Annotated in this window: 26 protein-coding genes; 3 read left to right on the forward strand and 23 right to left on the reverse strand. The window is 47.3% G+C overall.

Annotated features, from left to right (window positions below):
• Nucleotides 1–118: 118 nt before the first annotated feature.
• The 3 genes from gatB to gatC all read right to left on the reverse strand — a co-directional run bounded on the left by gatB (nt 119) and on the right by gatC (nt 3,470).
• Entirely contained in the window at nt 119–1,570 is a 1,452-nt protein-coding gene (gene gatB / locus NC238_09710) for an Asp-tRNA(Asn)/Glu-tRNA(Gln) amidotransferase subunit GatB (protein ID MCM1566204.1), read from the reverse strand.
• The gene (gene gatA, locus NC238_09715) at nt 1,571–3,034 is read right to left on the reverse strand and encodes an Asp-tRNA(Asn)/Glu-tRNA(Gln) amidotransferase subunit GatA (GenBank protein ID MCM1566205.1); all 1,464 of its coding nucleotides are present in this window, start codon (nt 3,032–3,034) and stop codon (nt 1,571–1,573) included. It abuts the gene before it with no gap.
• Nucleotides 3,035–3,185: 151 nt separating this feature from the next.
• Nucleotides 3,186–3,470 carry an Asp-tRNA(Asn)/Glu-tRNA(Gln) amidotransferase subunit GatC gene (gene gatC / locus NC238_09720; GenBank protein MCM1566206.1) on the reverse strand — a complete coding sequence of 95 codons (285 nt, stop codon included), beginning with the start codon at nt 3,468–3,470 and terminating at the stop codon, nt 3,186–3,188.
• A gap of 416 nt (nt 3,471–3,886) precedes the next feature.
• On the opposite strand from gatC, the gene NC238_09725 reads away from it, so the two are divergent.
• A complete protein-coding gene (locus tag NC238_09725; protein ID MCM1566207.1) occupies nt 3,887–4,612 on the forward strand; it encodes a hypothetical protein in 726 nt (241 codons plus the stop codon).
• Between the two features lie 102 nt (nt 4,613–4,714).
• Here NC238_09725 and ligA read toward each other — a convergent pair whose 3' ends face one another.
• The 12 genes from ligA to NC238_09785 form a co-directional block, all read right to left on the reverse strand.
• Nucleotides 4,715–6,715, reverse strand: coding sequence for an NAD-dependent DNA ligase LigA (gene ligA / locus NC238_09730; GenBank protein MCM1566208.1), 2,001 nt, complete (start codon nt 6,713–6,715; stop codon nt 4,715–4,717).
• Between the two features lie 115 nt (nt 6,716–6,830).
• Entirely contained in the window at nt 6,831–9,101 is a 2,271-nt protein-coding gene (gene pcrA, locus NC238_09735; protein MCM1566209.1) for a DNA helicase PcrA, read from the reverse strand.
• A gap of 149 nt (nt 9,102–9,250) precedes the next feature.
• Nucleotides 9,251–9,568 (reverse strand): MazG-like family protein, encoded by a 318-nt coding sequence (locus NC238_09740; protein MCM1566210.1) that lies wholly within the window; start codon nt 9,566–9,568, stop codon nt 9,251–9,253.
• A gap of 56 nt (nt 9,569–9,624) precedes the next feature.
• On the reverse strand, nt 9,625–10,305 hold the full coding sequence (gene hisIE / locus NC238_09745; GenBank protein ID MCM1566211.1) for a bifunctional phosphoribosyl-AMP cyclohydrolase/phosphoribosyl-ATP diphosphatase HisIE: 681 nt from the start codon (nt 10,303–10,305) through the stop codon (nt 9,625–9,627).
• A gap of 114 nt (nt 10,306–10,419) precedes the next feature.
• The gene (hisF, locus tag NC238_09750; protein ID MCM1566212.1) at nt 10,420–11,178 is read right to left on the reverse strand and encodes an imidazole glycerol phosphate synthase subunit HisF; all 759 of its coding nucleotides are present in this window, start codon (nt 11,176–11,178) and stop codon (nt 10,420–10,422) included.
• Nucleotides 11,179–11,280: 102 nt separating this feature from the next.
• Nucleotides 11,281–12,012 carry a 1-(5-phosphoribosyl)-5-[(5-phosphoribosylamino)methylideneamino]imidazole-4-carboxamide isomerase gene (hisA, locus tag NC238_09755; GenBank protein MCM1566213.1) on the reverse strand — a complete coding sequence of 244 codons (732 nt, stop codon included), beginning with the start codon at nt 12,010–12,012 and terminating at the stop codon, nt 11,281–11,283.
• Nucleotides 12,009–12,620, reverse strand: coding sequence for an imidazole glycerol phosphate synthase subunit HisH (gene hisH, locus NC238_09760; protein MCM1566214.1), 612 nt, complete (start codon nt 12,618–12,620; stop codon nt 12,009–12,011). Before hisH ends, hisA begins: the two co-directional genes overlap by 4 nt.
• A gap of 71 nt (nt 12,621–12,691) precedes the next feature.
• Nucleotides 12,692–13,276 carry an imidazoleglycerol-phosphate dehydratase HisB gene (hisB, locus tag NC238_09765; GenBank protein MCM1566215.1) on the reverse strand — a complete coding sequence of 195 codons (585 nt, stop codon included), beginning with the start codon at nt 13,274–13,276 and terminating at the stop codon, nt 12,692–12,694.
• A 70-nt stretch (nt 13,277–13,346) separates the two neighbouring features.
• A complete protein-coding gene (gene hisD, locus NC238_09770) occupies nt 13,347–14,633 on the reverse strand; it encodes a histidinol dehydrogenase (protein MCM1566216.1) in 1,287 nt (428 codons plus the stop codon).
• 33 nt (nt 14,634–14,666) lie between these two features.
• A complete protein-coding gene (gene hisG / locus NC238_09775; protein ID MCM1566217.1) occupies nt 14,667–15,329 on the reverse strand; it encodes an ATP phosphoribosyltransferase in 663 nt (220 codons plus the stop codon).
• Nucleotides 15,330–15,403: 74 nt separating this feature from the next.
• Nucleotides 15,404–16,561 (reverse strand): ATP phosphoribosyltransferase regulatory subunit, encoded by a 1,158-nt coding sequence (gene hisZ / locus NC238_09780; GenBank protein MCM1566218.1) that lies wholly within the window; start codon nt 16,559–16,561, stop codon nt 15,404–15,406.
• Between the two features lie 30 nt (nt 16,562–16,591).
• Nucleotides 16,592–16,897 (reverse strand): YerC/YecD family TrpR-related protein, encoded by a 306-nt coding sequence (locus tag NC238_09785; protein ID MCM1566219.1) that lies wholly within the window; start codon nt 16,895–16,897, stop codon nt 16,592–16,594.
• Between the two features lie 232 nt (nt 16,898–17,129).
• Here NC238_09785 and hisC point away from each other — a divergent pair, with 232 nt between their 5' ends.
• Nucleotides 17,130–18,197, forward strand: a complete 1,068-nt coding sequence (gene hisC / locus NC238_09790) for a histidinol-phosphate transaminase (GenBank protein MCM1566220.1) — start codon at nt 17,130–17,132, stop codon at nt 18,195–18,197.
• A gap of 42 nt (nt 18,198–18,239) precedes the next feature.
• On the opposite strand, the gene NC238_09795 is transcribed toward hisC, so the two are convergent.
• The 4 genes from NC238_09795 to NC238_09810 form a co-directional block, all read right to left on the reverse strand.
• Complete coding sequence (locus tag NC238_09795; GenBank protein ID MCM1566221.1) at nt 18,240–18,578, reverse strand: arsenate reductase family protein; 339 nt, start codon at nt 18,576–18,578, stop codon at nt 18,240–18,242.
• 667 nt (nt 18,579–19,245) lie between these two features.
• A complete protein-coding gene (locus NC238_09800; GenBank protein ID MCM1566222.1) occupies nt 19,246–19,872 on the reverse strand; it encodes a hypothetical protein in 627 nt (208 codons plus the stop codon).
• Between the two features lie 10 nt (nt 19,873–19,882).
• Nucleotides 19,883–20,884, reverse strand: a complete 1,002-nt coding sequence (gene floA, locus NC238_09805) for a flotillin-like protein FloA (protein ID MCM1566223.1) — start codon at nt 20,882–20,884, stop codon at nt 19,883–19,885.
• Between the two features lie 15 nt (nt 20,885–20,899).
• Nucleotides 20,900–21,400, reverse strand: a complete 501-nt coding sequence (locus NC238_09810; protein MCM1566224.1) for a hypothetical protein — start codon at nt 21,398–21,400, stop codon at nt 20,900–20,902.
• A gap of 261 nt (nt 21,401–21,661) precedes the next feature.
• On the opposite strand from NC238_09810, the gene NC238_09815 reads away from it, so the two are divergent.
• Nucleotides 21,662–21,943 (forward strand): hypothetical protein, encoded by a 282-nt coding sequence (locus tag NC238_09815; GenBank protein MCM1566225.1) that lies wholly within the window; start codon nt 21,662–21,664, stop codon nt 21,941–21,943.
• A 43-nt stretch (nt 21,944–21,986) separates the two neighbouring features.
• Here NC238_09815 and NC238_09820 read toward each other — a convergent pair whose 3' ends face one another.
• The 4 genes from NC238_09820 to NC238_09835 all read right to left on the reverse strand — a co-directional run bounded on the left by NC238_09820 (nt 21,987) and on the right by NC238_09835 (nt 25,173).
• The gene (locus NC238_09820; protein MCM1566226.1) at nt 21,987–22,469 is read right to left on the reverse strand and encodes a DsrE/DsrF/DrsH-like family protein; all 483 of its coding nucleotides are present in this window, start codon (nt 22,467–22,469) and stop codon (nt 21,987–21,989) included.
• 76 nt (nt 22,470–22,545) lie between these two features.
• Nucleotides 22,546–23,880 carry an aminotransferase class V-fold PLP-dependent enzyme gene (locus tag NC238_09825; GenBank protein ID MCM1566227.1) on the reverse strand — a complete coding sequence of 445 codons (1,335 nt, stop codon included), beginning with the start codon at nt 23,878–23,880 and terminating at the stop codon, nt 22,546–22,548.
• A gap of 59 nt (nt 23,881–23,939) precedes the next feature.
• Nucleotides 23,940–24,494 carry a manganese catalase family protein gene (locus tag NC238_09830; protein MCM1566228.1) on the reverse strand — a complete coding sequence of 185 codons (555 nt, stop codon included), beginning with the start codon at nt 24,492–24,494 and terminating at the stop codon, nt 23,940–23,942.
• A 43-nt stretch (nt 24,495–24,537) separates the two neighbouring features.
• Complete coding sequence (locus tag NC238_09835; protein ID MCM1566229.1) at nt 24,538–25,173, reverse strand: DUF3793 family protein; 636 nt, start codon at nt 25,171–25,173, stop codon at nt 24,538–24,540.
• Between the last annotated feature and the right edge of the window lie 96 nt (nt 25,174–25,269).

A 25,269-nucleotide genomic window follows, 5' to 3' on the forward strand; every position in this document is an offset into this window, starting at 1 on the left:
TCATTCTTATATTATTTAAGCTTATCTTATTATTTTGGCCATATTCCGCTCTACTGTGCTTTTTATTTGCACTTAACAATAACCTTTATTTTGCGTTATATTACATTTTTATCGCATTTTACTGTGCCAGCTTTTCTTTCAGCAGTTTGTTGACCAGACCGGGATTAGCCTGTCCTTTGGTTGCTTTCATGACCTGACCGACTAAAAATCCAAGCGCACTTTCTTTGCCGGCTTGGTAATCAGCGACGGATTTTTCGTTAGCAGTAAGAATGCCGTCCACAATTATTCCAAGTTCACTTTCATCGCTGATCTGGACAAGTCCTTTCTCTTTTATGATCGTCTCCGGATCCTTACCGGTGTTATAGATTTCTTCGAGCACATTCTTGCCGATCTTGCCGCTGATATCGCCTTTCTTGATCAGCGTCAGCATCCCTGCCAGCTGTTCCGGAGAGACGGGCGAATCTTCAAAGGAGCGTCCGTTGGTTTTCAGCAGGCCGCTTAAATCTCCCATGACCCAGTTGGCAAGAAGTTTCGCGTCATCGATTCTGGCGAGTGCCTGGTCAAAGAATGCTGCCATCGCTCTAGCTGCGGTAATGACCCCTGCGTCGTATTCCGACAGGCCGTGGGACTGCAGTCTTGCTTTTTTGGCGGCAGGCAGCTCCGGCAAGGAAGCTCTGATTCTCTCGACCCAGTCTCGGTCGATCACGAGCGGCATCAAATCCGGCTCCGGAAAATAGCGGTAGTCGTGGGCCTCTTCCTTGGATCGGAGAGACAGCGTCATTCCTCTGCCTTCGTCCCAGGTCCTCGTTTCCTGAATGATTTCTCCGCCGTCGTCGAGGGCTTCAGCCTGACGCTCGGTTTCGTATTCTAGACAGCGGCGGACGGAGCTGAAAGAGTTCAGATTCTTAGTCTCTGTCCGTATGCCAAATTGCTCGGTCCCTTTCAGGCGAAGCGAGACATTGATATCAAAACGGACGGAACCCTGTTCGAGTTTGCAGTCGGAAATTCCGGCATAATCCATGATCTGGACCAGTTGTTCCAGGTAAGCCAGAACTTCATCTATAGAGCGCATATCCGGTTCCGAAACAATTTCCAGAAGTGGTACACCCGTCCGGTTATAATCAACCCCGGAACTGCTGGAAGTCATGATAGTCTCTCCGCTGTGCACCAGTTTTCCGGCATCCTCTTCCATATGAGCTCTCGTGATGCCAATACGTTTATTCGCTCTATTCACCGTAACGTCGAGCCAGCCGTTTTTGCAAATCGGCAGATCATACTGAGACGTCTGATAATTCTTTGTTAGGTCCGGATAGAAATAGTTCTTACGGTCAAATTTGGAGAATTCGGCGATCTCGCAGTTCAAAGCAAGACCCGCCTTGATCGCTAGATTGACGACTTCTTTGTTCAGCACCGGCAGGACGCCTGGCAGTCCCAGACAGACCGGACAAACATGCGTATTCTGCTCGCCGCCAAACTCCGTCGAACAGCCGCAGAAGATCTTGGTTTTCGTAGCCATCTCAACGTGGGTTTCCACGCCGCAAACCATTTCATATTTATCAGTAAAAGACATCTAGCGCACCTCCTTGAGCAGCGCAGGCATCTGCAGATGATACTCAGTATTTTGTTCAAACGCATAAGCGGCTTTGTACAGCGTACCTTCTTCAAAGTGCTTGCTGATCAGCTGCATTCCGACCGGCATGCCGCCGACAAATCCCGCCGGCGCTGAGATGGCCGGCAAACCGGCCAGATTAACCGGGATCGTATAGACATCTCCCATATACATCGCCAAAGGATCTGATTTTTCGCCGATCTTATACGCAGTGGTGGGTGCCGTCGGAGACAACAGCACGTCATATTTTTCAAAAGCGCGATCAAAGTCCTGTTTGATCAGCGTCCGCACTTTCTGGGCTTTCAGGTAATAGGCGTCGTAATAACCCGAGCTCAGGGCATAGGTCCCGAGCATGATCCGGCGCTTGACCTCCTGACCAAAGCCTTTTTCCCTGGTCTTTTTAAACATCTCAATCATATCGTCGGCTTCCGCACGGTAACCATAGCGCACTCCGTCGTAGCGGGCCAGGTTGGAGCTGCATTCAGCCGGAGCAATAATATAGTAAGCCGGCATTGCAAATTCCGTATGCGGTAGTGAACAGCGCTCGATCTCCGCCCCCAGGCTTTCAAAAGTCCGAATCGCCTTTTGTATAACTTCAGCAACATCCGGGTTCAGACCGGAAGCAAAATATTCATCGGGAATCCCAATTTTGAGGCCTTTTACATTATTTTCTAAAAACTGGGTATAATCTGGCTTAACAAACGGTACTGAAGTCGAATCTTTCGGATCATGGCCGGCAATCGCATTCAGGACCAGGGCATTATCCCTGACGTTCGTCGTAAGCGGTCCGATCTGGTCAAGCGAAGAAGCAAAGGCCACAAGGCCGTAGCGTGACACAGCGCCGTAGGTAGGCTTCAGACCAACGACTCCGCAGAAAGCTGCAGGCTGGCGAATGGAACCGCCAGTATCCGAACCGAGCGCAAACGGTACTTCTCTTGCTGCGACGCAGGCCGCCGACCCCCCGGAAGAACCACCCGGAACTCTTTCCAGATCCCACGGATTCGCAGTCGGATGGAAACCGGAGTTTTCGGTAGACGATCCCATCGCAAATTCATCCATATTCAGTTTGCCGAGCAGCACGGCTCCTGCCGCCTTCAGCCGTTCGGTCACCGTAGCGTCATAAGGCGGATTGAAATTCTTTAGAATCCGGGAACCGCAGGTCGTCGGGATTCCCTCTGTACACATATTATCTTTCATGGCCATTGGCAGCCCTTCGAGCGGTCCAAGGCTCTCGCCGCCGGCAATCTTCTTATCGACTTTTGCTGCCTTCATCAGCGCCGAATCTGCGGTAACCGTCAGAAACGCTTTAACCTGGGAATCCGCACTGTCAATATAATCAAGATACGATCTGGTTAATTCCACGCAGCTGATTTCTTTGTTTACGAGCATATGATGTAATTCTTCTAGTGACTTGAATATTGTCATGAACCTGGTACTCCTTTCCGAATCTGAGACACTCAGAGAGACGTTCAATTATCGTTTGTCAGAAAGCAACCTGCTTGTTGATCAGTTACTGATTGAGTTTGTAAATTCTGTTATCAACAAAGCTTTTAATTGGATCAGTCTCTGTTTTATACTAGACGATTCTGGGAACCCGGAAGAACCCGTCCTCTTCGTCAGGTGCATTCATTAAGATTTTATCCCGGCTCATCGAAAGTTTTACTTCATCTTCCCGCAAAACATTAAAAAGCTGCACAGCATGCGCGGTCGGAGAAACCTGATCCGTGTTGAGCTTTTGGAGCATTTCAGCATACCCGAGGATCGAATTCAGCTGCTCCGTATATAATTCCACTTCCTCTTCTGAAAGCTGCAGCCTGGCCAGAAGAGCAACGTGTTCCACTTCTTCTCTGGATAGTTTCATAACTCAATAACACCGCCTTTCTCAAATGGACATATAAATAAATATAACAAAAATGAGCCTGCGGGGCAAGGAAAAGCCAAAAAAGCAAGCAAATCCAAGTTATATATAAGAATTTATGACTAATCGGTATAAACCACGATGAGTAGAAATGATAAAAAAAAATAACAAACTGATAACGAGAAGATAGCGAGTAGATTAAATAAGATGATCAGAAAAAAGACAAAGAAAAAGTTTTGGCCGCCTGAAAAAATTAAAAGGTGATCAGATACTTGACGTAGAACTATGTAATTCAATTACATTGGCAAAACGCTGAAACACTCTCATTTTTCTTTAAGAAAAAGTATCGATAATGATGCTTAAGGAGAAAATAATCACTATTTTAAATATACAACTGAATCAGAAAGGAAGTAATGCCAATGGAGCAGAATGTCAGACCCTTTGAAAAGTTTCTTCCGGGAAGTCACCTTATTCTCGGAGAAGCGGGTTCCGGAAAGACCCGCCTCATTTGGTCCATACTCCAGGGAAAAGACTTTGTTGAGGATCATTCTATCAACATCGTCCTGACAGATTCAGAAAAACGTATTTGGTACAATCCTCCCAATAATTCTGTCCACACGATCAATCCTTATGAAACCGATATTTCCTGGGTCACTGAACCTACGAAACCAGGTATATACTACTGTGCCTGCGACTACGCACCCCGAATCATCACTTTTCTGGAATGCCTTGCTACCTGGTCAATCCACGAAAAAAACATAACAAACCGAGTCCGGATTTTCATCGATCTTCCGTCCAAGTACTGGAATATTCCTGAGTTTGCAGAGCAGCTCGGCCGACTCGATTATATTACAGCCAACCGCAAGGAAGAAGACGGCTCACTCATCGAAATATGGGCTGCCATCGGATCTCTGAACAAAATATCCTCGGAAATCAAATCCCTGTTCCAGCACGTAAATCTGATTATGCTTAATCCCCTGCCCAACGGCTGGTCCAATAAGCTCCTGAACCTTCTGGATATCAAGTGCGATAATCTGCCGGAGATTGTAGCCGGAATCAATAGTGACATCAAAGATGGCTTTTACTACATCCCAATTACGGAAGAGTACCTCGCTTTAGATCCTAAACCAATTGTAAAGCCGTAATAATTTCCAGCTTGACAGCTGCTGACTTGTGTTAGCAGCTATTTTATTTTCTATGTTTATATTTGCATGTTTACGGAACGTAAGCAAATCGTTCTTCGGCACTTATTCTTCGGCATTAATCAGCGCCTTAAATTCATCTTCGGTATAGACCGGGATTCCGAGTTCCCTGGCTTTATTATACTTTGAACCGGGGTTCTCACCGACGAGAACCAGGGATGTTTTTTTGCTTACATTTGATGAGGCCTTACCGCCGAGCTGTTCAATCAGGTCCTCGATTTCGCGCCGTTCCCACGATCGAAGTGCTCCAGTCACCACAATGCTCTTCCCTGCAAGGATCTGGGAAACAGACGTATTCGCTGCGGTCATGGTGACACCGGCTGCCTTCAGCCGGTTCAGGAATTCGCGGTTCGCAGGGGCACTGAAGAAACTCACAATACTTTTGGTCATGATGCCGCCGATATCGCCGATTTCCCGGAGTTCTTCCTCGGTCGCATTTTCCAGAGCTTCCATGCTTCGGTACCTTGCGGCCAGGATCTTGCCGACTTTGACGCCGACATGCCGGATACCCATCGCAAAAATCAGTGAAGCCAGGCCGCGCTCTGTGCTTTTTTCGATCGAAGCAAGCAGGTTGCGGGCTGATTTATCAGCCATCCGGTCTAATTGAACAAGGTCTTCGTACTGAAGATAATATAAATCGGAGGCGTCTTTGACAAGCCCTGCATCCAGCAGCTGGCTGACCACAGCGGGCCCGAGACCTTCAATATTCATCGCGTCCCTGGACACAAAATGGATCAGGGCTTCTCTCTGGCGCGACGGGCAGGAGATATTCTGACAGCGGTGGGCGGCCTCTCCTTCCAGCCGGTAAACTGGACTGCCGCAGGACGGGCAGTTGGCAGGCATTTCAAACACAATTTCCTGGCCGGTGCGTTTTCCGGGTAGCGATTTGATGATTTCAGGAATCACATCTCCGGCCTTATGAATTAATACGTAATCGCCGATCCGGATGTCCTTGTCCCGGATATTGTCCAGATTATGCAGTGTGGCCCTCCCCACGGTAGAACCGGCTACAAATACGTCCTTAAGAACCGCAGTCGGGGTGAGCACTCCCGTCCGGCCCACATTGATCTCAATATCCTTCACCTGGGTCTCGACCTGTTCGGCCGGGAATTTATAAGCAGTCGCCCAGCGCGGGCTTTTGGCCGTATAGCCGAGCTCGCGCTGCTGAGAAAAGCTGTTCACCTTAATGACCAAGCCATCGATTTCATAAGGGAAACCGTGCCGTTCGTCCGTCATCCGGCTGCAATATGCAATCACTTGCTCCATGGTTGAAAACAGCTGATAGTTCGGATTGACATTAAATCCGAACCTGCTCAAGGCTTCCAGCACTCCGGTCTGGGTACTGATCCCCATTTGTTCGGCCTGAATCAGCTGATACGCAAAATACCCCAGTTTCCGCTGAGCCGTAATCCTGGAATCCTGCTGACGCAGAGAACCGGCTGCCGCATTTCTCGGGTTCGCAAACAGGGAAAGTCCCTCTTCTTCCCGCTCCGTATTCAGCTGGAGGAAGGACTCCTTCGGCATATATCCTTCGCCACGGACATCCACAGAACCTTCGAATTTCCCGTCATCTGCGTTGTACAGCCGAAGCGGCACCGCTCTAATGGTCCGGACATTTGCTGTGATCTCTTCCCCTACTTCACCGTCACCGCGGGTTGCCCCCCGCTGCAAAATACCTTCCTGGTAAGTTAAGGCTACCGTCAGCCCGTCGATCTTCAATTCTACGACATATTCCGCATCGGGTACCATACTGCGCACCCGACGGTCAAAGTCCATCAATTCCTCAGCATTGAAAGCGTTATCGAGACTCAGCATCGGTTCCGGGTGCCGGACCTTTGGAAACTGGGATGCGATAAAACCCCCGACCCGCTGGGAAGGAGAATCAAGTGTGACCCAGTCCGGGTGTTGATGTTCGATCTCAATGAGTTCCCTTAAGTAAAGGTCATATTCGGCATCCGTAAAAATGGGGTCATCCAAGCCGTAATAATGATAATTGGCCTTTTCGATCATATTCTTGAGTTCGACCAAACGGTTATTTTGATCCATACCGGAACCCCTTACCTTATCTTATATTTTTCCTGCGAAGGCTTATTTGCCGTTTCGCCAAAAAAGATTGACCAAAAGATTACCAAATTGTCGAATTTAGCATCAGAATAACCCGTCAGATCTTTGACAGTCGGGCATACTCGGCAATCAGTTTCTTAACTTCACCGCTGAAAACAACCGTGATTTCGGCACTGTTCCCTTCGCCTTTTACGGACATTACAATACCGTGACCGAATTTAGGATGCTCGACTTTGTCACCGACCAGAAAGCTTCCGGGATTAGAGCTGACAACGGACGCTCCACTATCCTTCCAGCTTTTACGTCCGGCAAAGGAGTTGCCTGAAGAGTAAGTATCACCGACGGCATAGTTCCTGGTTTGGGAAGAAAGCCCGAATCCCCTACCGAGAATTTCCCGACGGGAAGTCTCCTCTGTCAGAAGCTCTTCGGGTATTTCTTTTAGGAATCGCGAAGGCACACTGCTCTGGATATGCCCATAGACCATCCTTTGTTCCGTCGTGCTCAGGAAAAGCTTTTCTCTAGCCCGGGTGATCGTAACATAGCACAGCCGGCGTTCTTCCTCGAGCAGAACCTGTTCCAAAAGGCTTCTGCTGCTCGGGAAGATCCCATCTTCCATTCCGACTGCAAATACAACTGGGAATTCCAATCCTTTGGCGCTGTGCATGGTCATCAACTTCACGGCGTCTTCCGCTTCATCAAAACTGTCAATTTCTGCGACCAGAGAAACCTGTTCGAGGAATCCTCCCAGAATAAGCATATTCTGGTCAGTCTCCAGATCAGGATCCTCAAGGTAGTCCTGAAGGTTGTTATCGTACTCGGCTGTTACGGAAAGGAATTCATTAAGGTTTTCTATCCGGGATTCAGCCTCCACAGTATTTTCCGCTCGGAGAGTGGCCATGTATCCTGTATCCCTTATGATCTTCTCCGTCAACTCGGTCAGCGGCACACCCTTTTGAGCTTCTTGACGGAATCCAAGCATCAGTTCATGGAAATTCGTCAGTGTGCCAACTCCTTTGGTCTGGAGACCGGGAATATATGCCACTTCAGCCAGCGCATCCAGAACCGGCATGCCCTGTTCCTCAGCGTACTCCAGTATTTTATCCAGGCTGACTTTTCCAATACCTCTTTTGGGCACATTAATGACCCTGGCGAAGCTGACGCGGTCGGCAGGATTGTTCAGCAGCCGCAAATAGGCCAGGATATCCTTGATCTCGAGGCGTTCATAGAACTTAACCCCGGAATATATTTTGTAGGGTATGCTTTCCTTCATGAAGTGTTCTTCCAGCACCCGAGACTGGGCATTCGTGCGGTACAGGATCGCAAAATCGTTATACCGTCTGCCTTCTGTATCAGCCAGATCACGAATTTTCCCAGTCACAAAGCGGGCTTCGTCATGCTCATCTGTCGCTTTAAAGAGAACAATTTCCTCTCCTTCCGTATTTTCTGTCCAGAGGGATTTCCCTTTGCGATTATAATTATTGCTGACGACTTCGTTGGCCGCCCGCAGAATCTTCTGCGTCGAACGGTAATTCTGTTCCAGCTTCAACACTTTGGCTTCCGGGTAGTCTCTTTCAAAATCCAGGATATTCTGGATATCAGCGCCTCTCCAGCCGTAAACGGACTGGTCGTCGTCCCCGACGACGCAAAGGTTGCGATAGCGTGCAGCAAGCTGCTTGATCAGGATATACTGGGCATGGTTGGTATCCTGATACTCATCGACGAGGATGTAACGGAATTTTTCCTGATAGTAGCTTAAGACATCCGGGTTTTCCCTGAATATTTTCACTGTCAGCATGATGATATCATCGAAATCTAAGGCATTATTGCTGGAAAGCTTTCTCTGGTATAGACGATAGGCCGCAGCCGCTTTTTCGGTAAAGAAATCTCTGGCCTCCGCAGCAAAAGCATCCGGCCCTAAAAGCTTATTCTTGGCATCGCTGATCGTCGCTAAAACAGCCCGCGGCGCAAATTTTTTATCATCGAGATTCAGTTCCTTCAGACACTCTTTAAGCACCGTCAGCTGGTCCCCAGCATCATAGATCACAAAGCTCCGGGAATATCCCGGCAGGGCATTGATTTCCCGCCTTAAGATCCGCACGCAGGTAGAATGAAAGGTCGCTACCCAGAGCCCCTCACCCTCACTGCCTACCAGCGCAAGAACGCGGTCTCTCATCTCCTTGGCAGCCTTATTTGTAAACGTAATCGCCAGGATGTTCCAGGGATTAACGCCTTTGGCCACCAGATGCGCGATCCTGTAAGTCAATACTCTTGTCTTGCCTGAACCGGCCCCGGCTAAAATAAGAAGAGGACCGTCTCCACTTTCAACTGCTTCCCGTTGGACAGGGTTCAGGTCCTTAAGATAATACATTGATAAGATCACCTTTCTTGTCATTTCCAAATTGAAATCTCCGAATATACTCGTTTATGACCGATACAAAACATTATCCTTATTTTACCACAGAAAAAGCAAAAAGGGAACAAGTGTTCGAGAAAAATAATTAGATTAATAGCAAGAGATTAATCGCAATATCCTTTATCTTTCAATTTGCTGAGATGTGATGTCAGAACCTCATTGAGATCAATACCGTAATGCTCTTCCAGAACGAACATCATGGTTACCGCAGTCTGGGCAACATCCATCAGTTCCTTAGCGACCATCTGCATCGCCTCTGCCTCTTCTACCCGCAGTGCTTCTCCGTTTAAGCCCCGGAATTTGCCGATCGCCTGGGCCAGCTCCCCAGATTCTTCCATGATTTTTAACGCGGTGCTTTCAAGGGATGGATTCAATCTGTTCAACCGCGGCAATGTAATGGTTTTCGTTACTTTTTCGTTCATGCTCTTTCTCCCTTTACAGGCATTACGACATCTTCACTTTGAACAAATATATATATTTATTTTCTTCTTGAATTGAGTTCTTCGGCAATCTCTGTTAAAGGAACGTTCCTGTCTTCCAGCAGAACCAACAGGTGATACAGCAGATCGGAAGCTTCATAGCGGATCTCACTCAGCGAATCGTTTTTGGCGGCAATGATGACTTCCGCGCACTCCTCACCAACTTTTTTTAGGATCTTGTCGATCCCTTTAGTAAAGAGATAGGTCGTATAGGCACCTTCCGGCCTCTCGATGTTTCTCTGCTTGATAACTTCAGCCAATATTTCCAAAGTCCTGCTCAAAGAGACAGGAGGTTTGGTATCCGGTTCGCCGCAGCACGTTTCAGAGCCCGGCAGGTAGTGAAAACAGGAGTAATAGTTTTCATGGCAGGCCATTCCACTTTGTTTCACCTTCAGAAGAATCGTATCCCGGTCACAGTCAAACCGGATATCGACGACTTCCTGGTAATGACCTGATGTTTCTCCCTTGACCCACAGCTGGCTTCTGCTGCGGCTGAAATAACACGCTTTGCCTTCAGTCAGGGTTTTTTTCAGTGCTTCCTGATTCATGTAGGCGAGCATTAGCACTTCTCCGCTTTCGGCATCCTGGGCAATGGCCGGAACAAGACCTTTTTCATCCCACTTCACAGCCTGTACGGCTTTGGAAATATCAATGCTCCCTGACTCAAATCTACTGTTCATCTCGGTTGACTCCTAACTTTTCTCAATCATTATTTTCCGGGGATCTAATTACTAAGATATTTTTTCAATATCCAAATTTGCTTATCTTTTCTGTGATTATCAATTTCTTTAAGATTATCTTCGAACGGGTATGCCTTTTCCTGTCAGATAATCTTTCGTCTCTTTGATGCTGTATTCCCTGTAATGGAAAATGGATGCAGCGAGTACTGCATCTGCTTCCCCCTCCGTCAGACCTTCAGCCATATGTTCAAGTGTTCCGACCCCGCCGCTCGCAATTAACGGAATAGATACTGCTCTGCCCACGGTCCGGTTCAGTTCGTTGTCATAGCCCTCTTTGGTTCCGTCACGGTCCATCGAAGTCAGCAGGATTTCACCCGCCCCAAGTTCTTCAACTTTCCTGGCCCATTCCAGAACATCGATCCCGGTCGGTTTGCGGCCTCCGTGCGTATACACTTCCCAACGGCCCTCTCCGACTTTGCGGGCATCGATTGCGACAACAATGCACTGGCTGCCGAAGGCGAGAGCCCCTTGTTCGATTAACTCCGGATTTTGAACTGCAGCCGTATTTAAGGAGACTTTATCTGCTCCAGCCCGCAGCATTCTCCGGATATCCTCAATGGTTCTTAACCCCCCGCCAATGGTAAACGGAATAAACACTTTCTCAGCAGTTCTTCGGACGACATCGACCATCGTTTCCCGTCCTTCGGCAGAAGCCGAAATATCCAAGAAGACAAGTTCATCGGCACCTTCACGGTCATACAACGAAGCAAGTTCCACAGGGTCGCCCGCATCCCGCAGATGAATAAAATTAGTCCCTTTAACTACCCGGCCGTCATGAACATCGAGGCAGGGTATGATTCGTTTGGCAAGCATTAAATTTGCTCCTTTTGCTTGGGTTAGTCACTGTAATAAATAACTGTTTCCAATACAGTGACTAAAATCTTCATATATCAGTGATTTTTTAATAGGAATTGTTTATTCAGAGATAACCTTAAGGGCCTCTTCCAATGTGAAAGCGCCGGAATAGATCGCTTTACCCACAATTGCCCCTTCGATTGCTATTCCACGGTCAGCTTCAGCCTTTAATTCTATCAGATCGTCCAGCACGGAAATGCCACCGGAAGCAATCACTTGCAAGCTGGTTGTTTTAGCCATTCTGACCGTGCTGGCAATATTCGGTCCGCCAAGCATCCCGTCCCGCGAGATGTCGGTGAAGACAATCCGGGACACCCCGGCTTGCTTCATTGCTTTGCCGAGATCCTCCGCTTTGAGGTTGGTGCTTTCCGCCCATCCCTGAACCGCGACCATACCGTCTTTGGCGTCGATGCCGACAATAATCTGATCGCCATACCTGCGGACAGCCTCCGTCACAAGCTCCGGATCCCTTACCGCGACTGTCCCGAGTATGACCCGGGCTACACCTAATTCCAGCAGTTCTTCGATTCTGGCCAGCGTTCGGATACCGCCGCCCACCTGAATTTTTAACGATACATTCTTGACAATATCCCGAATGGCTTCATCGTTGACGGGTTTTCCGGAAAACGCCCCGTTCAGGTCAACGATATGCAGAACCTTTGATCCTCTGTCCTTAAAATCAGCCGCCACCCCGGCAGGATTGTCGGAGTATACGGTTGCATCCTCCATTCTTCCTTGCAGGAGACGGACAACTTTGCCGTCTTTTAAATCGATTGCCGGATATATGATCATTGATTTTTCACCCATTTCCCAAAATTATCGAGCATGACCAGACCCCAGGGGCTGGACTTCTCTGGGTGGAACTGCGCACCCCAGACATTGTCTTTGCCGACCAACGCAGGGAACTCCAGTCCATACTCGCTGGTCCCGGCAATACAGTCCCGATCGGCTGGCTGAGCGAAATAAGAGTGAACAAAATAAAAATAAGAATGGTTCGGAATATTATCACAGATCCTGTTCGGTCTGACAACATTCAGCGTATTCCAGCCCATATGCGGTATCTTCAAACCCGGCGGGAATTTGACCACCCGGCCTTTCAGAAAACCAAGACCGGCATGTTCTCCATGTTCCTCGCCAATCTCAAAAAGCAGCTGCATACCGAGGCAGATGCCCAGAAAAGGTTTGCCGCTTTGTACATACTGTTTTAAAGGGTCAAGCCAGCCGCCTTTCGCCAGCGCATCCATAGCATCCGCGAAAGCGCCGACTCCAGGCAGAATAACTCCGGCCGTACCGGTTAGCTTCTCCGGAGACTCCATGATCTCCGCTGAAAACCCAAGTTTTTCAAACGCCTTTTCCACACTTCGCAGATTTCCGCGTCCATAGTCTACTATGCCTATCATTCTAATGATGTCCTCCAGTAATTACATGCTGTTTTGTCAGCTAGTACCTTGTCAACCTTAAAAGCTCTATTCTATAAGCTCCCCTTGGTGGAGGGTACGCCGTCAACATGGCTGTTTTTCCTCACAGCAAGTCCGAGGGCCCTGCCCGTTGCTTTAAATATGGCCTCCAGAATGTGATGCCTGTTTTTTCCGTCCAACATGCAGATATGCAGTGTGATGCCGGCATTCGTCGCCAATGCCCGGAAAAATTCTTCCGCCATCTCTACCGGAAAATCACCGACCATCCCTTCCGGGCAATCCACTTTCCAGACCAGAAATCCCCGGTTGGAGATATCTGCGGCAACCTGAACCAGGGCTTCATCCATCGGAAACAGGCAATCTCCGACTCTCTCAATTCCGGACTTGTCCCCCAGCGCTTCTTTCAACGCCTGTCCAAGGACGATCCCACAGTCTTCCACCAAATGATGCTGGTCAACTTTCAGGTCTCCTCCGGCTTCAATTTCCAGATCAAAATGGGCAAACCGGCAAAAGGCATCAAGCATGTGGTCAAAAAAACCGATTCCGGTATCCACGCTTACTCTCCCGCTGCCGTCAATCGCCAGCGTCAGTGTAATTTCCGTCTCCAGGGTCGTTCTGTTTAGATTGGCACTCCTCACTCTATAGGCCCCCTTACTAACCTTATCCTTTTATTATACATGAAGATACTGTTCTTCCGCCATCACGATTTCAACGCCACTTCTGTCTGACCTCTATGGCTCTGGCATGCGCCTCCAAGCCTTCTTTGCGGGCAAGATACGCAATCTGGGCGGCATCCCTTTGCAGTGCTTCTTCGGAATAATTGATCACACTGATTCTTTTGACAAAGGTGTCGACGCTAAGGACAGAGTAAAAGCGTGCGGTTCCTCCTGTCGGCAAGATATGGTTCGGTCCCGCAAAATAGTCGCCGACCGGTTCAGGCGTATATCTTCCCAGGAATACCGCCCCGGCATTTTTCACCTTGCCCAGCCAGGCGAACGGCTCCTGCACAGCGAGTTCAAAGTGTTCGGGGGCAATACGGTTGACAAGGTTCATCCCTTCCTGAATATCCCTGACCAGGATCGCCGCCCCGTAGGTCTCCCAGGATGCCCTGGCAATTTCAGCCCGTGGAAGCGCTTCAAGCTGGCGTTCCACCTCAATCACGGTCCTTTCCAACAAATCGGAGTACGGCGAAATCAGAATTGCTGAGGCAAGCCTGTCATGTTCCGCCTGCGAAAGCAGGTCTGCCGCCAGTTCCTCCGGGACAGCGCTTTCATCCGCAAGGATAAGGATCTCGCTCGGTCCGGCCAGCATATCAATATCGACAGTTCCGTAGACCATTTTTTTGGCGAGGGTGACAAAGATATTGCCCGGCCCCGTAATCTTATCCACCGGCGCAATCGACACTGTGCCAAAAGCAAGAGCAGCAACCGCCTGCGCGCCTCCGACCTTATAGATCTCTTTTACGCCGCACTCTGCGGCAGCGACCAAAACCTCCGGCGAAAGGCTTCCGTCTTTCAGCGGCGGAGATACCATCACGATCTCCTCGACTCCGGCTACGGCTGCCGGAAGCGCATTCATTAGAACGGAGGATGGATAAGCCGCTGTTCCTCCCGGAACATAAATACCTACCCGCTGGAGGGGGCGGATGATCTGGCCGAGGACACTGCCGTCTTCAGCTGCGTCAAACCAGGAAGCCCTTTTTTGCTTTTCGTGGTAGGTTCTGACGTTGTTGATCGCCTGGCTAATTGCTTCCAGATACACATCATCTACTTTTTTATAAGCTTCCCAGATCTCCTGATCGGTGACCCGCAGTCCCGAGGCCTTCAGGTCAACCCCGTCAAACGCGGCAGTCAGGTCATATAGGGCTTCATCCCCCTGCTCACGAATCTTTTGCAGAATTCCTGCAACTTTTTCTTCGAGGTCGTGGTTATCGCCGTAGGATTTATTAATAAGCTTCTTCAGGTCAATATCCTGAATTTTTTGCACAGTCTTCATCGTCTTAAGCCTCCTTTGGCAATGTCAGTCGTACTACTGGACAAGGACTCTGATTTTTTCTGCAAGTCCCTGAATGCGTTCGTATTTTACACGATAGGACACACGGTTGGCAATCATTCTGCTCGTAGCTTCGAGGATCTGGGCAACCTCGGCCAGTTTATTCTCCCTTAAGGTCTTGCCGGTTGAGACAATATCCACAATCATTTCAGCCAGACCCACCCGGGGAGCAAGTTCAATATTACCATGCAGCTTGATTGGTGTGACCTGCATGCCGTGCTCATTGAAGAACAGCTGGGCGACTCTCGGGAACTTGGTTGCCGCTCTCTTATGATTCAGCACGCTCAGGTCATACAGGCCATCCGGCAGCTTTTGCGGCAGGCTTTCCTCCGGCATCGCCACGACAAAGCGGCAGTACCCGAATTTTAAGTCGACCAGCTCGGCGACATCTTTGTTTTGTTCGATTACAGTATCCTTGCCGACAAAACCGATATCCGCAGCTCCCTGCTCCACATAGGTCGGGATATCCGTCGGGCGGCAAATGATGATTCTCGCCTCTGATCCAGGAAGATCAAACAACAGTTTACGGGAATCATTTTCTACTGATCTGCAGTCCAGCCCTGCTTCCGTCAGAAGCGCCACTGAATCCGTCAGTAATTTTCCTTTTGGCAGCGCTATGGTTAAATAATTCTTCGGCACAATGCAAAGCCCCTTCCAAAGATTCATGATTAGACCAATGGTCTAAAAGTAAATGGTAAATCATTGATTATTGATTATGTAATTTCAATCTTCTCCAGCAGCGCAATTCCGCGGCTGGACGCCATGTTTCTGGCATCGGTGTCTGCCAGGAATCCGAGGGCCATCTCAACTTTTTTGCCGCTCTTTCTGAGTTCCCGGCAGCGTTTGATCACAGCTCCGGGGGATTGTCCGTAAACCAGAACATCGGCCATATCCAATTCAAAATCTGCAGCCTTCTCAAGTATAAAGCCAAGATTAACCGCAAAGCCTGTTGCGCCGTGGTTCATTCCAAAATCTGCATAGAGGCCATCGTAACGTCCTCCTTCAATCAGCGGAACGCCAATCCCCGGAAGATAGCCTTCAAAGATTGCGCCGGTATAATACGAGAACCCTCTTAAAATTCCAAGGTCCAGGGATACGTAGTCCTGAACTCCGAATTCCTTTAAATACAAATAGATGGTCCGTAAAGATTCAACAGCTTTTCTTATCGGTTTGATATGTGTCCAGTTCTGGAGCTTATCAAGGACTTCTTCTTTGCCGGTCAGATAAGGCAGGGAAAGAAGAAGTTCCTTTGCCGACTCAGGCAAATCGTTGGAAGAAATGATTTTTTCAAGTTTGACCATGTCCTTGCGGGCTATACCGTCTTCCAGCTCCTCCCTGACTTTGGTTTCAAACTTCATTTCTTCGGCAAGCCCCGAGAAAATCCCGTTATGCCCGAGGTTCAGCTGAAAATTTTTGATTTCAAGCGTCTTCATGATTTCTATGGCCAGCGCAATGACTTCAGCGTCTGCAATGTCATTATCCGAGCCGATCAGTTCAACACCCACCTGTCTAAACTCCCGGTAACGGGCGGAATCATTCCTGTAAACATCACCGCTATAACAGAACCGCAGAGGAAATTGTCCGCCTTTCTGTCTTGTGGCAACCATCCTGGCAATCGGGGTCGTAAATTCCGGTCTTAACGCGAGAATATGACCATTTTTGTCAAAGAATTTATATAGATGGTCATCCTTGTCTGCGTCAGGCTCCACACAGGCTCGGTATTCGAGCCCGGGAGTCGCAACTTTCTGATAGGACCAATTTTTACACACACTGATTGCTTTTCCTTCCAGTTCCTCCAGCTGTGCTAATTCAGCCGGCAGAAGATCGATCATCCCCTCCGGAATTTTAAGCCCCAATGATGAACGTTCCATAATTATTGCACCTCTTTTTTCTGAAAGTTCTTATTCTTTGTGTTTTTTCTCCATCCGCTCGAGAACCATCTTGTAACCGTCGGCGCCATAGTTTAAACAGCGTTTGACCCTACTGATGGTGGCAGAGCTTGCTCCGGTAATTTCAGCAATCCTGGAATAGGTCACATCTTCCTCCAGCATGCGGGCAACTTCCAGCCGCTGCGCTAGGGCCTTGATCTCCGCTACCGTAGCCAGATCCTCAAAGAAGCTGTAACATTCTTCTTTCGTCTTGAGCAGAAGGATCGCTTCAAAAAGAGAATCGGTCAGGGTGTCCCTGATCCTTTCGTCACTCAACATGATTACTTACCTCCGGGGTTATCTCTTTTACACTTTAGTTTATTAAAGTATTCGCCCGGTGTCAAGTACAATATGAATAAAAATCTTTAATCGTAATTCCGTTTAAAAAGATTAATCAGAATTGGCTTGCAGGCCCGATATACTCAGGATATAATCTACTCAACGTCTTATTTTTTTACCCAGAAATGAAGGAAATCGGTGGTTTATTTTACTGAAAAGAGTGAGTGAGCAAATGAGCAAATACTGGAGCAAAATTGCGGCTGGTCAGAGACCGTACATACCGGGAGAACAGCCGAAAGACAAAAAATATATCAAGCTGAATACGAACGAATGTCCCTATCCACCTTCGCCCTTAGTTCTCGAAGCGATCAAAGAAGCTGCGAATGAAAAACTGAAGTTATACCCCGATCCGAACGGAGAGGACTTGCGCCGGACCGTAGCCGAATATTACGGCCTGAAGAAGGAGTGGGTATTTGTTGGAAACGGCTCCGATGAAATCCTGGCTTTTGCGTTTATGGCTTTTTTTGATCCGGGCAGCACGATCTTGTTTCCGGATGTTACCTATAGTTTCTACCCGGTCTATACCAATCTGTTTCAGCTGAACTACCGGCTAGTTCCGCTGCGGGAAGAATTTTCTTTATACCCGCCTGATTTCTACGATTCCGAAGGCGGCGTCATTTTCCCAAACCCCAATGCCCCTACCGGCAACTATGTAACGATGGAAATGATAGAAAAAATCCTTATCCGCAATCCAGATAAGGTGATCATCGTTGATGAAGCTTATATCGATTTTGGCGGTGAAACTGCCATTCCGCTTATTACGAAGTATCCGAATCTGCTGGTGATCCAGACTCTGTCCAAGTCCCGGTCTCTGGCAGGCTTAAGGGTAGGCTTTGCTTTAGGTCAGGATGAGCTGATGGAAGGCTTGGACCGGATCAAAAACTCCTTTAATTCCTATACGTTAGACCGCCTGTCAATGGCCGGAGCAATCGCAGCCATGAAGGATGAAGCTTACTTTCAAGCCACAAGACAGAAAGTGATGCAAACCAGGGAAAGAATTGTTCCGATACTCAGGCAAATGGGCTGGCAAGTGATTCCTTCACAGGCGAATTTTATTTTCATATCCCATCCCATGCTCCAAGCCGAAGGGACCTTTACCGCACTCCGACAGCAGGGCATTCTGGTTAGGTACTTCCGCCAACCCAAGATTGACAATTACCTGCGTGTCAGTATCGGCAGTGACGAGGAGATGGACAGCTTGCTCCAAGCACTTAGTAAACTAGTACCTTGTCAACTCTAAAATTGTAATATAATGGCGAGCAGATTTTTTATAAGACAAGGACTAATCCCATGATTCCCAAACTTCAGACACATACCCTACCGTGGCTTGTTTGCCGTTGCGGACGATCGGTGTCCGGTAGAGACTTGGATTGTTCAGCAGCAATTCTTCCCTGACATTGGAACTGCTGATTTTGTCGAGGTTTAATCGGAAATAGTCCTTGCTTCCGGTATTAAACAGGTTGTTCAGGCCAACCGCTGCTTTGATGCTCTGCAGTTCCCCTTTACTTAATCCCTTTTGGTCCAGATCAATCAGCTGATATTGAATGCGGCGTTCTTTAAACCAGCGTTCCGCTTTTTTTGTATCAAAACACTTTTTGATCCCAAATATCTGTATGTTCATGAACTCTCCTTAACCTCCGGATCAGGCTTCGACCCGGTATCTTCTGTTCTTTTTGGCTAAATAAAGCTTGTTGTCCATTTTTTGTATCAAAAATAAAGAATAACACGTAAAAACGAAGATGTCCAAATTTCTTGGACATCCCCGACTACGCAAGCAATTTTCATTTATTTTTTGTCTTACCATCCAGCAGATTCAGCCGTAAGAATTAGAATATTACGCCAAGGGCAATTAGAATCAAAATTGCAATCGCAATAATTGCTACCCCATAATTGGGTACAGCCACTGGTCTGGCAACCGGCATACTGCAGCAACAGCCACCTCTATACATCCTTTGGGCCTCCTTTCCGGGACACTTGTATTATTTCGTTATCCTAGAATACGATTCCCATTGCAATCAACAATAATATGATTACAACGACAATAGCGATCCCACAAAGACATCCGCCGCCTAAGCCTCCGCCATAAGCGCCTACAGCACCGTCAACAGCCATTTTTTGCACCTCCTGCTATTCTGTATTCGCTTTATTCTATTCATATTTCCATAATATGGTACTTTATTTTTGTTCAAGGGGCAAAAATATACCCTCCCGAGCAGTTCACTGCCAATGGGAGAGTATATTTTGAGTTTCTTCATCTCATTTGTAATATATTGAAACTTTTATCTTGTTTATCTTCGCGGGAATGCTCTCCTGGCCCTTGGTTCCTTTAGAACCTCAGCCCAGACCACGCCACGCATCACTTCCGAAGATGACAAACCCAGACTGAAAGCCGCTCTTTTTTGGGAAATTTGATCTCTCGGTGTGATCTGCCTGTTGGCATAATCACTGCCTTCGGCTCCCCAGGTTCCTTCCTGGTCTGCGGCTCCTTCATCACCGCCAAGGCCTTCAGTGCCCTGGGTGCCCTCGTTCGAAATATACCGATCATAGTCCGATCGTCCTTCTTCTCTCCATTTGTTTTCTGTTTTTTGGACGGTTTCAGCTTTCCGCGGAACTGAAGAAGCAGAAGTTGGAGGGGCAGCAGCCTTTTTCTTGACGGTTGATCCGTACGGTCCAACCTGCAGCTCTCTCTCAGCCTTTTCCACAGATTCCCTGAGCTGTCTTTCCAGATCTTCGAAGAAATTTCCTTTTCTCTTTCTTTCCATCCGGGAAATGTCCCTGTCCATCTCGGCTATCAGAGGTTCGGACGGCGGCATATTGTCCTCCGGCCTAACAGGCCTGCGCTGCGGAGGTTTGTCTTTATTGGCAAAGAAGCTGTAAATTACAACCGCAATAATGATAAATGTTATGATATCCACTGAACATCACCTACTTCTTGGGTATCGTCGTTTCCGGTTCATCTCCTTTGGCTGTGACAGCGATATTATCCCGCATGCGGGTATCTGCAATCACGTTTTGCAGATTGTAATAATCCATAACGCCAAGGCGTCCTTCTTTTAAAGCTGACGCCAGTGCCAGCGGCACCTCGGCTTCCGCATCCACAACTTTTGCTCTCATTTCCTGAACGGACGCTTTCATTTCCTGTTCCCTGGCCACCGCCATCGCTCTGCGTTCCTCCGCTTTGGCCTGGGCAATCCTCTTGTCCGCCTCAGCCTGATCTGTTTGCAGCTGCGCTCCGATGTTTTTGCCGACATCGACATCGGCAATATCAATTGAGAGGATTTCAAAAGCTGTTCCGGAATCCAACCCTTTATTCAAAACGGCCTGGGATATCATGTCCGGATTTTCGAGGACATTGGCATGGGAAGAGGAACTGCCGATACTTGTTACTATGCCCTCTCCGACGCGTGCAATAATCGTTTCTTCACCAGCTCCGCCAACCAGACGGTCAATGTTTGCCCGAACTGTGACTCTTGCTATGACTCTTAATTCAATCCCATTTTGTGCAACAGCAGAGACAGTGGGTGTTTGGATAACTTTCGGATTAACGGACATTTGCACCGCTTGCATAATATCACGTCCTGCCAAATCAATGGCTGCGGCTCTTTCAAATTTAAGCGGTATAGCTGCTCTTTCCGCAGCAATTAATGCGTTAACGACCTTGTCGACATTTCCTCCGGCAAGGTAATGGGCCTCAAGCTGTGCCGGGGTAAGTCCCAGACCAGCTTTATGTGCTTTAATCAATGGGTTCACAATCCTGATCGGTGCGACTCGCCTAAGTCTCATCCCGATCAGCGTGAATATGCCGATATTAACACCGGCTGCCAAAGCCGAAATCCAGAGACCGACCGGAATAAACGTAAAGAGAACCATTAGAATAATCAGAACCAGCATAATCAGTATCACCGTTGTAACAAGTGCTGTTGTCATATGTTTTATGACCTCCTATTCATTTTCTTCCCTGCTCACAATGATTCTTGTACCCTCAACCGCGATGACCTTTATCGCAGAATCTTTCGGGATAAAACTTCCATCTGTGACGACATCGACCCGTTCCCCTTCAATCTGCGCTGTGCCTGCCGGACGGAGCAGGGTCAGGGCTTTTCCGGTTTTCCCGAGATAGTGTATATAATCTGTTTTGGGTGCTACGAAGCCTTCTTCGGTTCTCTGCTTTTCCCCCAAAGCTACCTTGCGCCAGAGTTTTTTCAGCCGACCTGTTTTATACCCAATATAGATCAGCAGCCCTGCCACAATAAGTATGATCAGAAGATACACGACACCCTCGGCGAACGAATCAGCCACTAAAAATACTCCGCCGATCATCATCAAAAGTCCGATGATTCCAGAGACGCCAAAGCCTGGAATAATGAATATTTCCAGAATAACCAGAATGATTCCTACAATAATCAGGGAAAGAGAAATCCCGACAAAAACATCCAAATTCACATCCCCCTTTCTTCGCTTATTTTAGCATAATTTTACTTTTCGGGCTATTCTTTCTTCGTGCTGTCACGCCAGATTCATGAATTCATTCGTAAAGACAGCCGTTTCCTAAACCTTACAATATCCGGCAATGATTAAATTCACCTTAGAGCTTATTCGATAATGTATGATTCATTCTGCATATTAATGATCTGCATTAATCATTTGTCTGCATTAATCATATCTTAAGCTTACTGCTTATAATAATAGTCAGAGGTGATATAAATGCCTGATTTATTAAAATATCTTCTATATTCCATTTTTGCTTTGGGAACGATTTTCCTGGCAGCAATAGTTTCTTGGGTCTTCTTGCTTCTCCTGGGCATCGGGATTTCCACCCGCGTCATCTATCAGAAATTTTTCAGCAAGAAGAAAAAGACCGCACTCGGGGCAAATGCCTTTCGCCAAGGGACGTGGAATAAAACTGCCAATGACAGTCAGCGGGAATATATGACTGTAATTGATGCGGATAATACAGAGAACGAATACCGGATACCGAAGATATAACAACTTTAAGGAAACCGTGTAAAACAAGAAGTCGATAACCAGTTCAGATAAAAAGCTCTATGTCCGCTTCCAGGGCATCCTGCAGATAATCTTTCGCTGTCATGATTTTGACATCCGGAATCATTTCTTCAAGTGTAAAACCCATGATCTCAAGGGAAAGCTTGCATATGTAAAAGCTTACCCCCTTTTTTTGCGCTCCTTTCAGAAAAGCGGAAAGATTGGGTGCGTCCTGGTCTTCCATCATTTGTTTCAGCATGGCTTTTCCAATACCAGCCATATTCATCCGGGAAAGCGGCAGGTCTTCCGGACCTTTCGGTGCCGTCATTCCCAGCATTTTTTCATAAACCGTTTTGTCTTCCAAAGACATCTTCTCCGGATCGCGTATCAGGCACAGACCCCAAAAAGCGAAAAAGATACTGACTTTCATGTTGAGCTCGCGGGCCGAATTGGCCAGGATCAAGGCAGCCATCGCCTTGTCATAATCCCCGCTGAACAAAATCAGGCTGAGTTTCTTCTCTTTTTCCATGATAAGCACCACCATTTCTTAGATGTATGCTTTTATTCTCGGTAATGGTTCTTATCTTTATGCAGGCTTGACTGCCTTAGCTGTACATTTTCAAATATCGTCTTCTGTCTTTGGCAATTTCCTGCAATACTTCCAGTAGCCTGCCAACTTCGTGAGGTTCATTGTATAAACCAAAACTGACTCTGACCATCCCGGGTCTGTTTTCCGGAAGATGATCTGCAACTGCGCTTAAGATGGCTGGTTCGACTTTCATGAGCTTTTGGACGTAAGGATGCGCGCAAAAACACCCACTCCTGACAGAAATACCGGCTTCTCCAGCTAGTATATCCGCCAGTTTCTCATGATAAACGCCCTTCATATTAAAGGGAACAATCCCGACTCGTTCCTGACTTTGATCTTCTGCACAATATATGTCGATACAGTCTATTTTTTTTAGTCCCTGAATCAGTTGAGATGTTAGGGTTTTTTCATGCTTGTACACATTTCGCATCCCGACTGCACTTAAGGTTTTTATACTTGCGGCCAAGGCCAGCACGCCCATTAAGTTGGGCGTTCCAGCCTCATCTTTGGAAGGAGGATCATTCCAGATTACAAAATCGCGGGTTACGGCTTTGACTGTTCCTCCGCCCTGATAATCGGGGCTTCCCTTCAGGAAAAAGTCTTTGGGGCCAATCAGAACGCCGGTCCCAAAAGGCGCATACATCTTATGTGCGGAGAAAACAAGAAAATCGATATGCTTACTGGAAGCGGAAGGCTTCGTATCAAACGGCTGATGAGGAAGCAGCTGTGATCCGTCAACCATGACCTTGGCGCCATATTTATGGGCCCATTCAGCAATTCGATGTACGGGATTGACATAACCTGTTACATTTGAAGCTCCGGCTACAGTTACCAGCTTGACCCGGCCTTTATATTTTTCCAGCTTTTCAATGAAATCGTTAAAAATTAGCCTGCCGCATTCATCCACCTCAATATAGTCGACCTCATACTTTTCCCGCCAGGGAAGGTCATTGGAATGATGCTCCATGGAAGTGGAAAGGATAACACTTTTTATGTATGGATCCATGTCCTGTGACAGTCTGAAGGCCACTTTATTGATAGCTTCTGTGGCATTCTTAACAAAGATCACCACATCCCTTTTGTGGTCTGCACCCACAAAATCCATCACTGTTTTCCTGGCATTTTCATATTTTTCCGAAGACAATTTGGACTTGTAGCCGGACCCCCTGTGAATTGACGAATAATACGGCGCAAAACTGCTGATTTCTTGGAGCACTGAAACAAAAGGCGGCGTCGTTGCTGCATTGTCAAAATTGATTCCCCTGCAGTTTTTACCGTTTTTGAGCTCAACCTCCGCATCAATTCCGATAACCAGTTTACCGTAATTCATTTTGGTAATAGCAATACTCATTTTCCTCTCCCCTATAACATAATGATCCCCTCATAGTTTATTGACCAAGCAAAAATTTGTTACTTCATTACGCGCAGACTCATTTTATATTCATGAATCAGCGTCGAGAACTGCTCATTATTGGCTTCCTGAGCCACTAAAACACCGCTTTTTTTTAGTAATCTTTGATGAACTTCTTCCCGGTTGACTAAGAATTGGAGCATTTTCTTTAGTGAAGTGTCCTCAGTCAGTGTGAGATGCCGCAGGTACAGTCTCTTAGCCCTGATCTCCGCTTCTTCATTGATTTTGAGCATCTCATTAATATCCGTACTCTTCTCAACATATTCCATATTCCAGGACTCCTGCCCGGAATTGGCAAGCGGCAAATCAGCAAGGCCAAGCTTTCTGACTGCAGCTGCAATAATCTCCATATGCGCAAGCTCTTCCGAAGCAATCATACCCAAAAGATCACGAATATATGGATTGATCACATGCAGGCGTTGATACATATGACGTGTAAAAGCAGTAAATTCCCCGTCTTTCCCGCCGATATGTTCCAATAAGGTCCAGGCCAGCTTCTCATTTTTCTGCTCAACATAAACCGGATATAGTAAACGTTTCTGGTAACTAAACATCCCAATTCCTCCTGACGGCCATGGCAAATCATTCTTTAGCTTATTATATTGATGATCCTTTCAACCGGTTCCGGCCCATGCATTTTAAAAAGCCCTCACTTTTGTTTCCGTCGAGCATGTATCGGATGTATGCATATCTGGCCTCGTTGTATTCCTGAAATATTCTCCTGGCTTTCTCAGGAGCATGGTAGACCTTCCAGTAACCGGTCAGCAGAGGTTTTTTATCGGGGAAATAGATAAAATCTGCCACATCGTCCAGTGGGAAGCCCAGAAATAGTCCGATTTCGTGAGGGAAAGGCCCAATGATCCATTTTTGTTTTAAAGTCTGGATTGCCGTATCCTGATCCGTCTCCCCACAATAATCCAGTGATCTTAAGAAATGCTGGTTCTCAGGGATTTGAAGTATTGAAGATAATCTGTCTGCGGCATAAAATAATACGCTGACAGAAGCTTTATTCCTGACAATTTCTTGAACCGTCACATAGGGGTAAAGCCTATCTTTGATTTGATCCCAGGTCTCCAACGCATCTTTTTTGATGGCAGTGGTAAATGTAAGCAGCTCAGCTGGCTTGGATGCGATAAGCAGCGGTGCAAGATGATAGGTGATATTATCGAGCAGATATCGCCGGGTCTCCTGTTTTTTTCTTTGGCTGGTGTAAGTCGCAATGAAGTTCTGCATATCATCCTCCAAAACCAAATTTTCAATGGTACTAGATTTATTTTCCTAAATGCCAGAACGGATTATACAAAAAACCTGTTTCCTTATTTTTGTAAG

The organism is Dehalobacter sp. (assembly GCA_023667845.1).
GTDB lineage: Bacteria > Bacillota > Desulfitobacteriia > Desulfitobacteriales > Syntrophobotulaceae > Dehalobacter.

Excerpts from the sequence above, each read along its gene's own strand:
- gatB (MCM1566204.1), bottom strand. The coding sequence starts at position 1,570 with ATGTCTTTTACTGATAAATATGAAATGGTTTGCGGCGTGGAAACCCAC.
- gatA (MCM1566205.1), bottom strand. The coding sequence starts at position 3,034 with ATGACAATATTCAAGTCACTAGAAGAATTACATCATATGCTCGTAAAC.
- gatC (MCM1566206.1), bottom strand. The coding sequence starts at position 3,470 with ATGAAACTATCCAGAGAAGAAGTGGAACACGTTGCTCTTCTGGCCAGG.
- NC238_09725 (MCM1566207.1), top strand. The coding sequence starts at position 3,887 with ATGGAGCAGAATGTCAGACCCTTTGAAAAGTTTCTTCCGGGAAGTCAC.
- ligA (MCM1566208.1), bottom strand. The coding sequence starts at position 6,715 with ATGGATCAAAATAACCGTTTGGTCGAACTCAAGAATATGATCGAAAAG.
- pcrA (MCM1566209.1), bottom strand. The coding sequence starts at position 9,101 with ATGTATTATCTTAAGGACCTGAACCCTGTCCAACGGGAAGCAGTTGAA.
- NC238_09740 (MCM1566210.1), bottom strand. The coding sequence starts at position 9,568 with ATGAACGAAAAAGTAACGAAAACCATTACATTGCCGCGGTTGAACAGA.
- hisIE (MCM1566211.1), bottom strand. The coding sequence starts at position 10,305 with ATGAACAGTAGATTTGAGTCAGGGAGCATTGATATTTCCAAAGCCGTA.
- hisF (MCM1566212.1), bottom strand. The coding sequence starts at position 11,178 with ATGCTTGCCAAACGAATCATACCCTGCCTCGATGTTCATGACGGCCGG.
- hisA (MCM1566213.1), bottom strand. The coding sequence starts at position 12,012 with ATGATCATATATCCGGCAATCGATTTAAAAGACGGCAAAGTTGTCCGT.
- hisH (MCM1566214.1), bottom strand. The coding sequence starts at position 12,620 with ATGATAGGCATAGTAGACTATGGACGCGGAAATCTGCGAAGTGTGGAA.
- hisD (MCM1566216.1), bottom strand. The coding sequence starts at position 14,633 with ATGAAGACTGTGCAAAAAATTCAGGATATTGACCTGAAGAAGCTTATT.
- hisZ (MCM1566218.1), bottom strand. The coding sequence starts at position 16,561 with ATGGAACGTTCATCATTGGGGCTTAAAATTCCGGAGGGGATGATCGAT.
- NC238_09785 (MCM1566219.1), bottom strand. The coding sequence starts at position 16,897 with ATGTTGAGTGACGAAAGGATCAGGGACACCCTGACCGATTCTCTTTTT.
- hisC (MCM1566220.1), top strand. The coding sequence starts at position 17,130 with ATGAGCAAATACTGGAGCAAAATTGCGGCTGGTCAGAGACCGTACATA.
- NC238_09795 (MCM1566221.1), bottom strand. The coding sequence starts at position 18,578 with ATGAACATACAGATATTTGGGATCAAAAAGTGTTTTGATACAAAAAAA.
- floA (MCM1566223.1), bottom strand. The coding sequence starts at position 20,884 with ATGACAACAGCACTTGTTACAACGGTGATACTGATTATGCTGGTTCTG.
- NC238_09815 (MCM1566225.1), top strand. The coding sequence starts at position 21,662 with ATGCCTGATTTATTAAAATATCTTCTATATTCCATTTTTGCTTTGGGA.
- NC238_09820 (MCM1566226.1), bottom strand. The coding sequence starts at position 22,469 with ATGGAAAAAGAGAAGAAACTCAGCCTGATTTTGTTCAGCGGGGATTAT.
- NC238_09825 (MCM1566227.1), bottom strand. The coding sequence starts at position 23,880 with ATGAGTATTGCTATTACCAAAATGAATTACGGTAAACTGGTTATCGGA.
- NC238_09830 (MCM1566228.1), bottom strand. The coding sequence starts at position 24,494 with ATGTTTAGTTACCAGAAACGTTTACTATATCCGGTTTATGTTGAGCAG.
- NC238_09835 (MCM1566229.1), bottom strand. The coding sequence starts at position 25,173 with ATGCAGAACTTCATTGCGACTTACACCAGCCAAAGAAAAAAACAGGAG.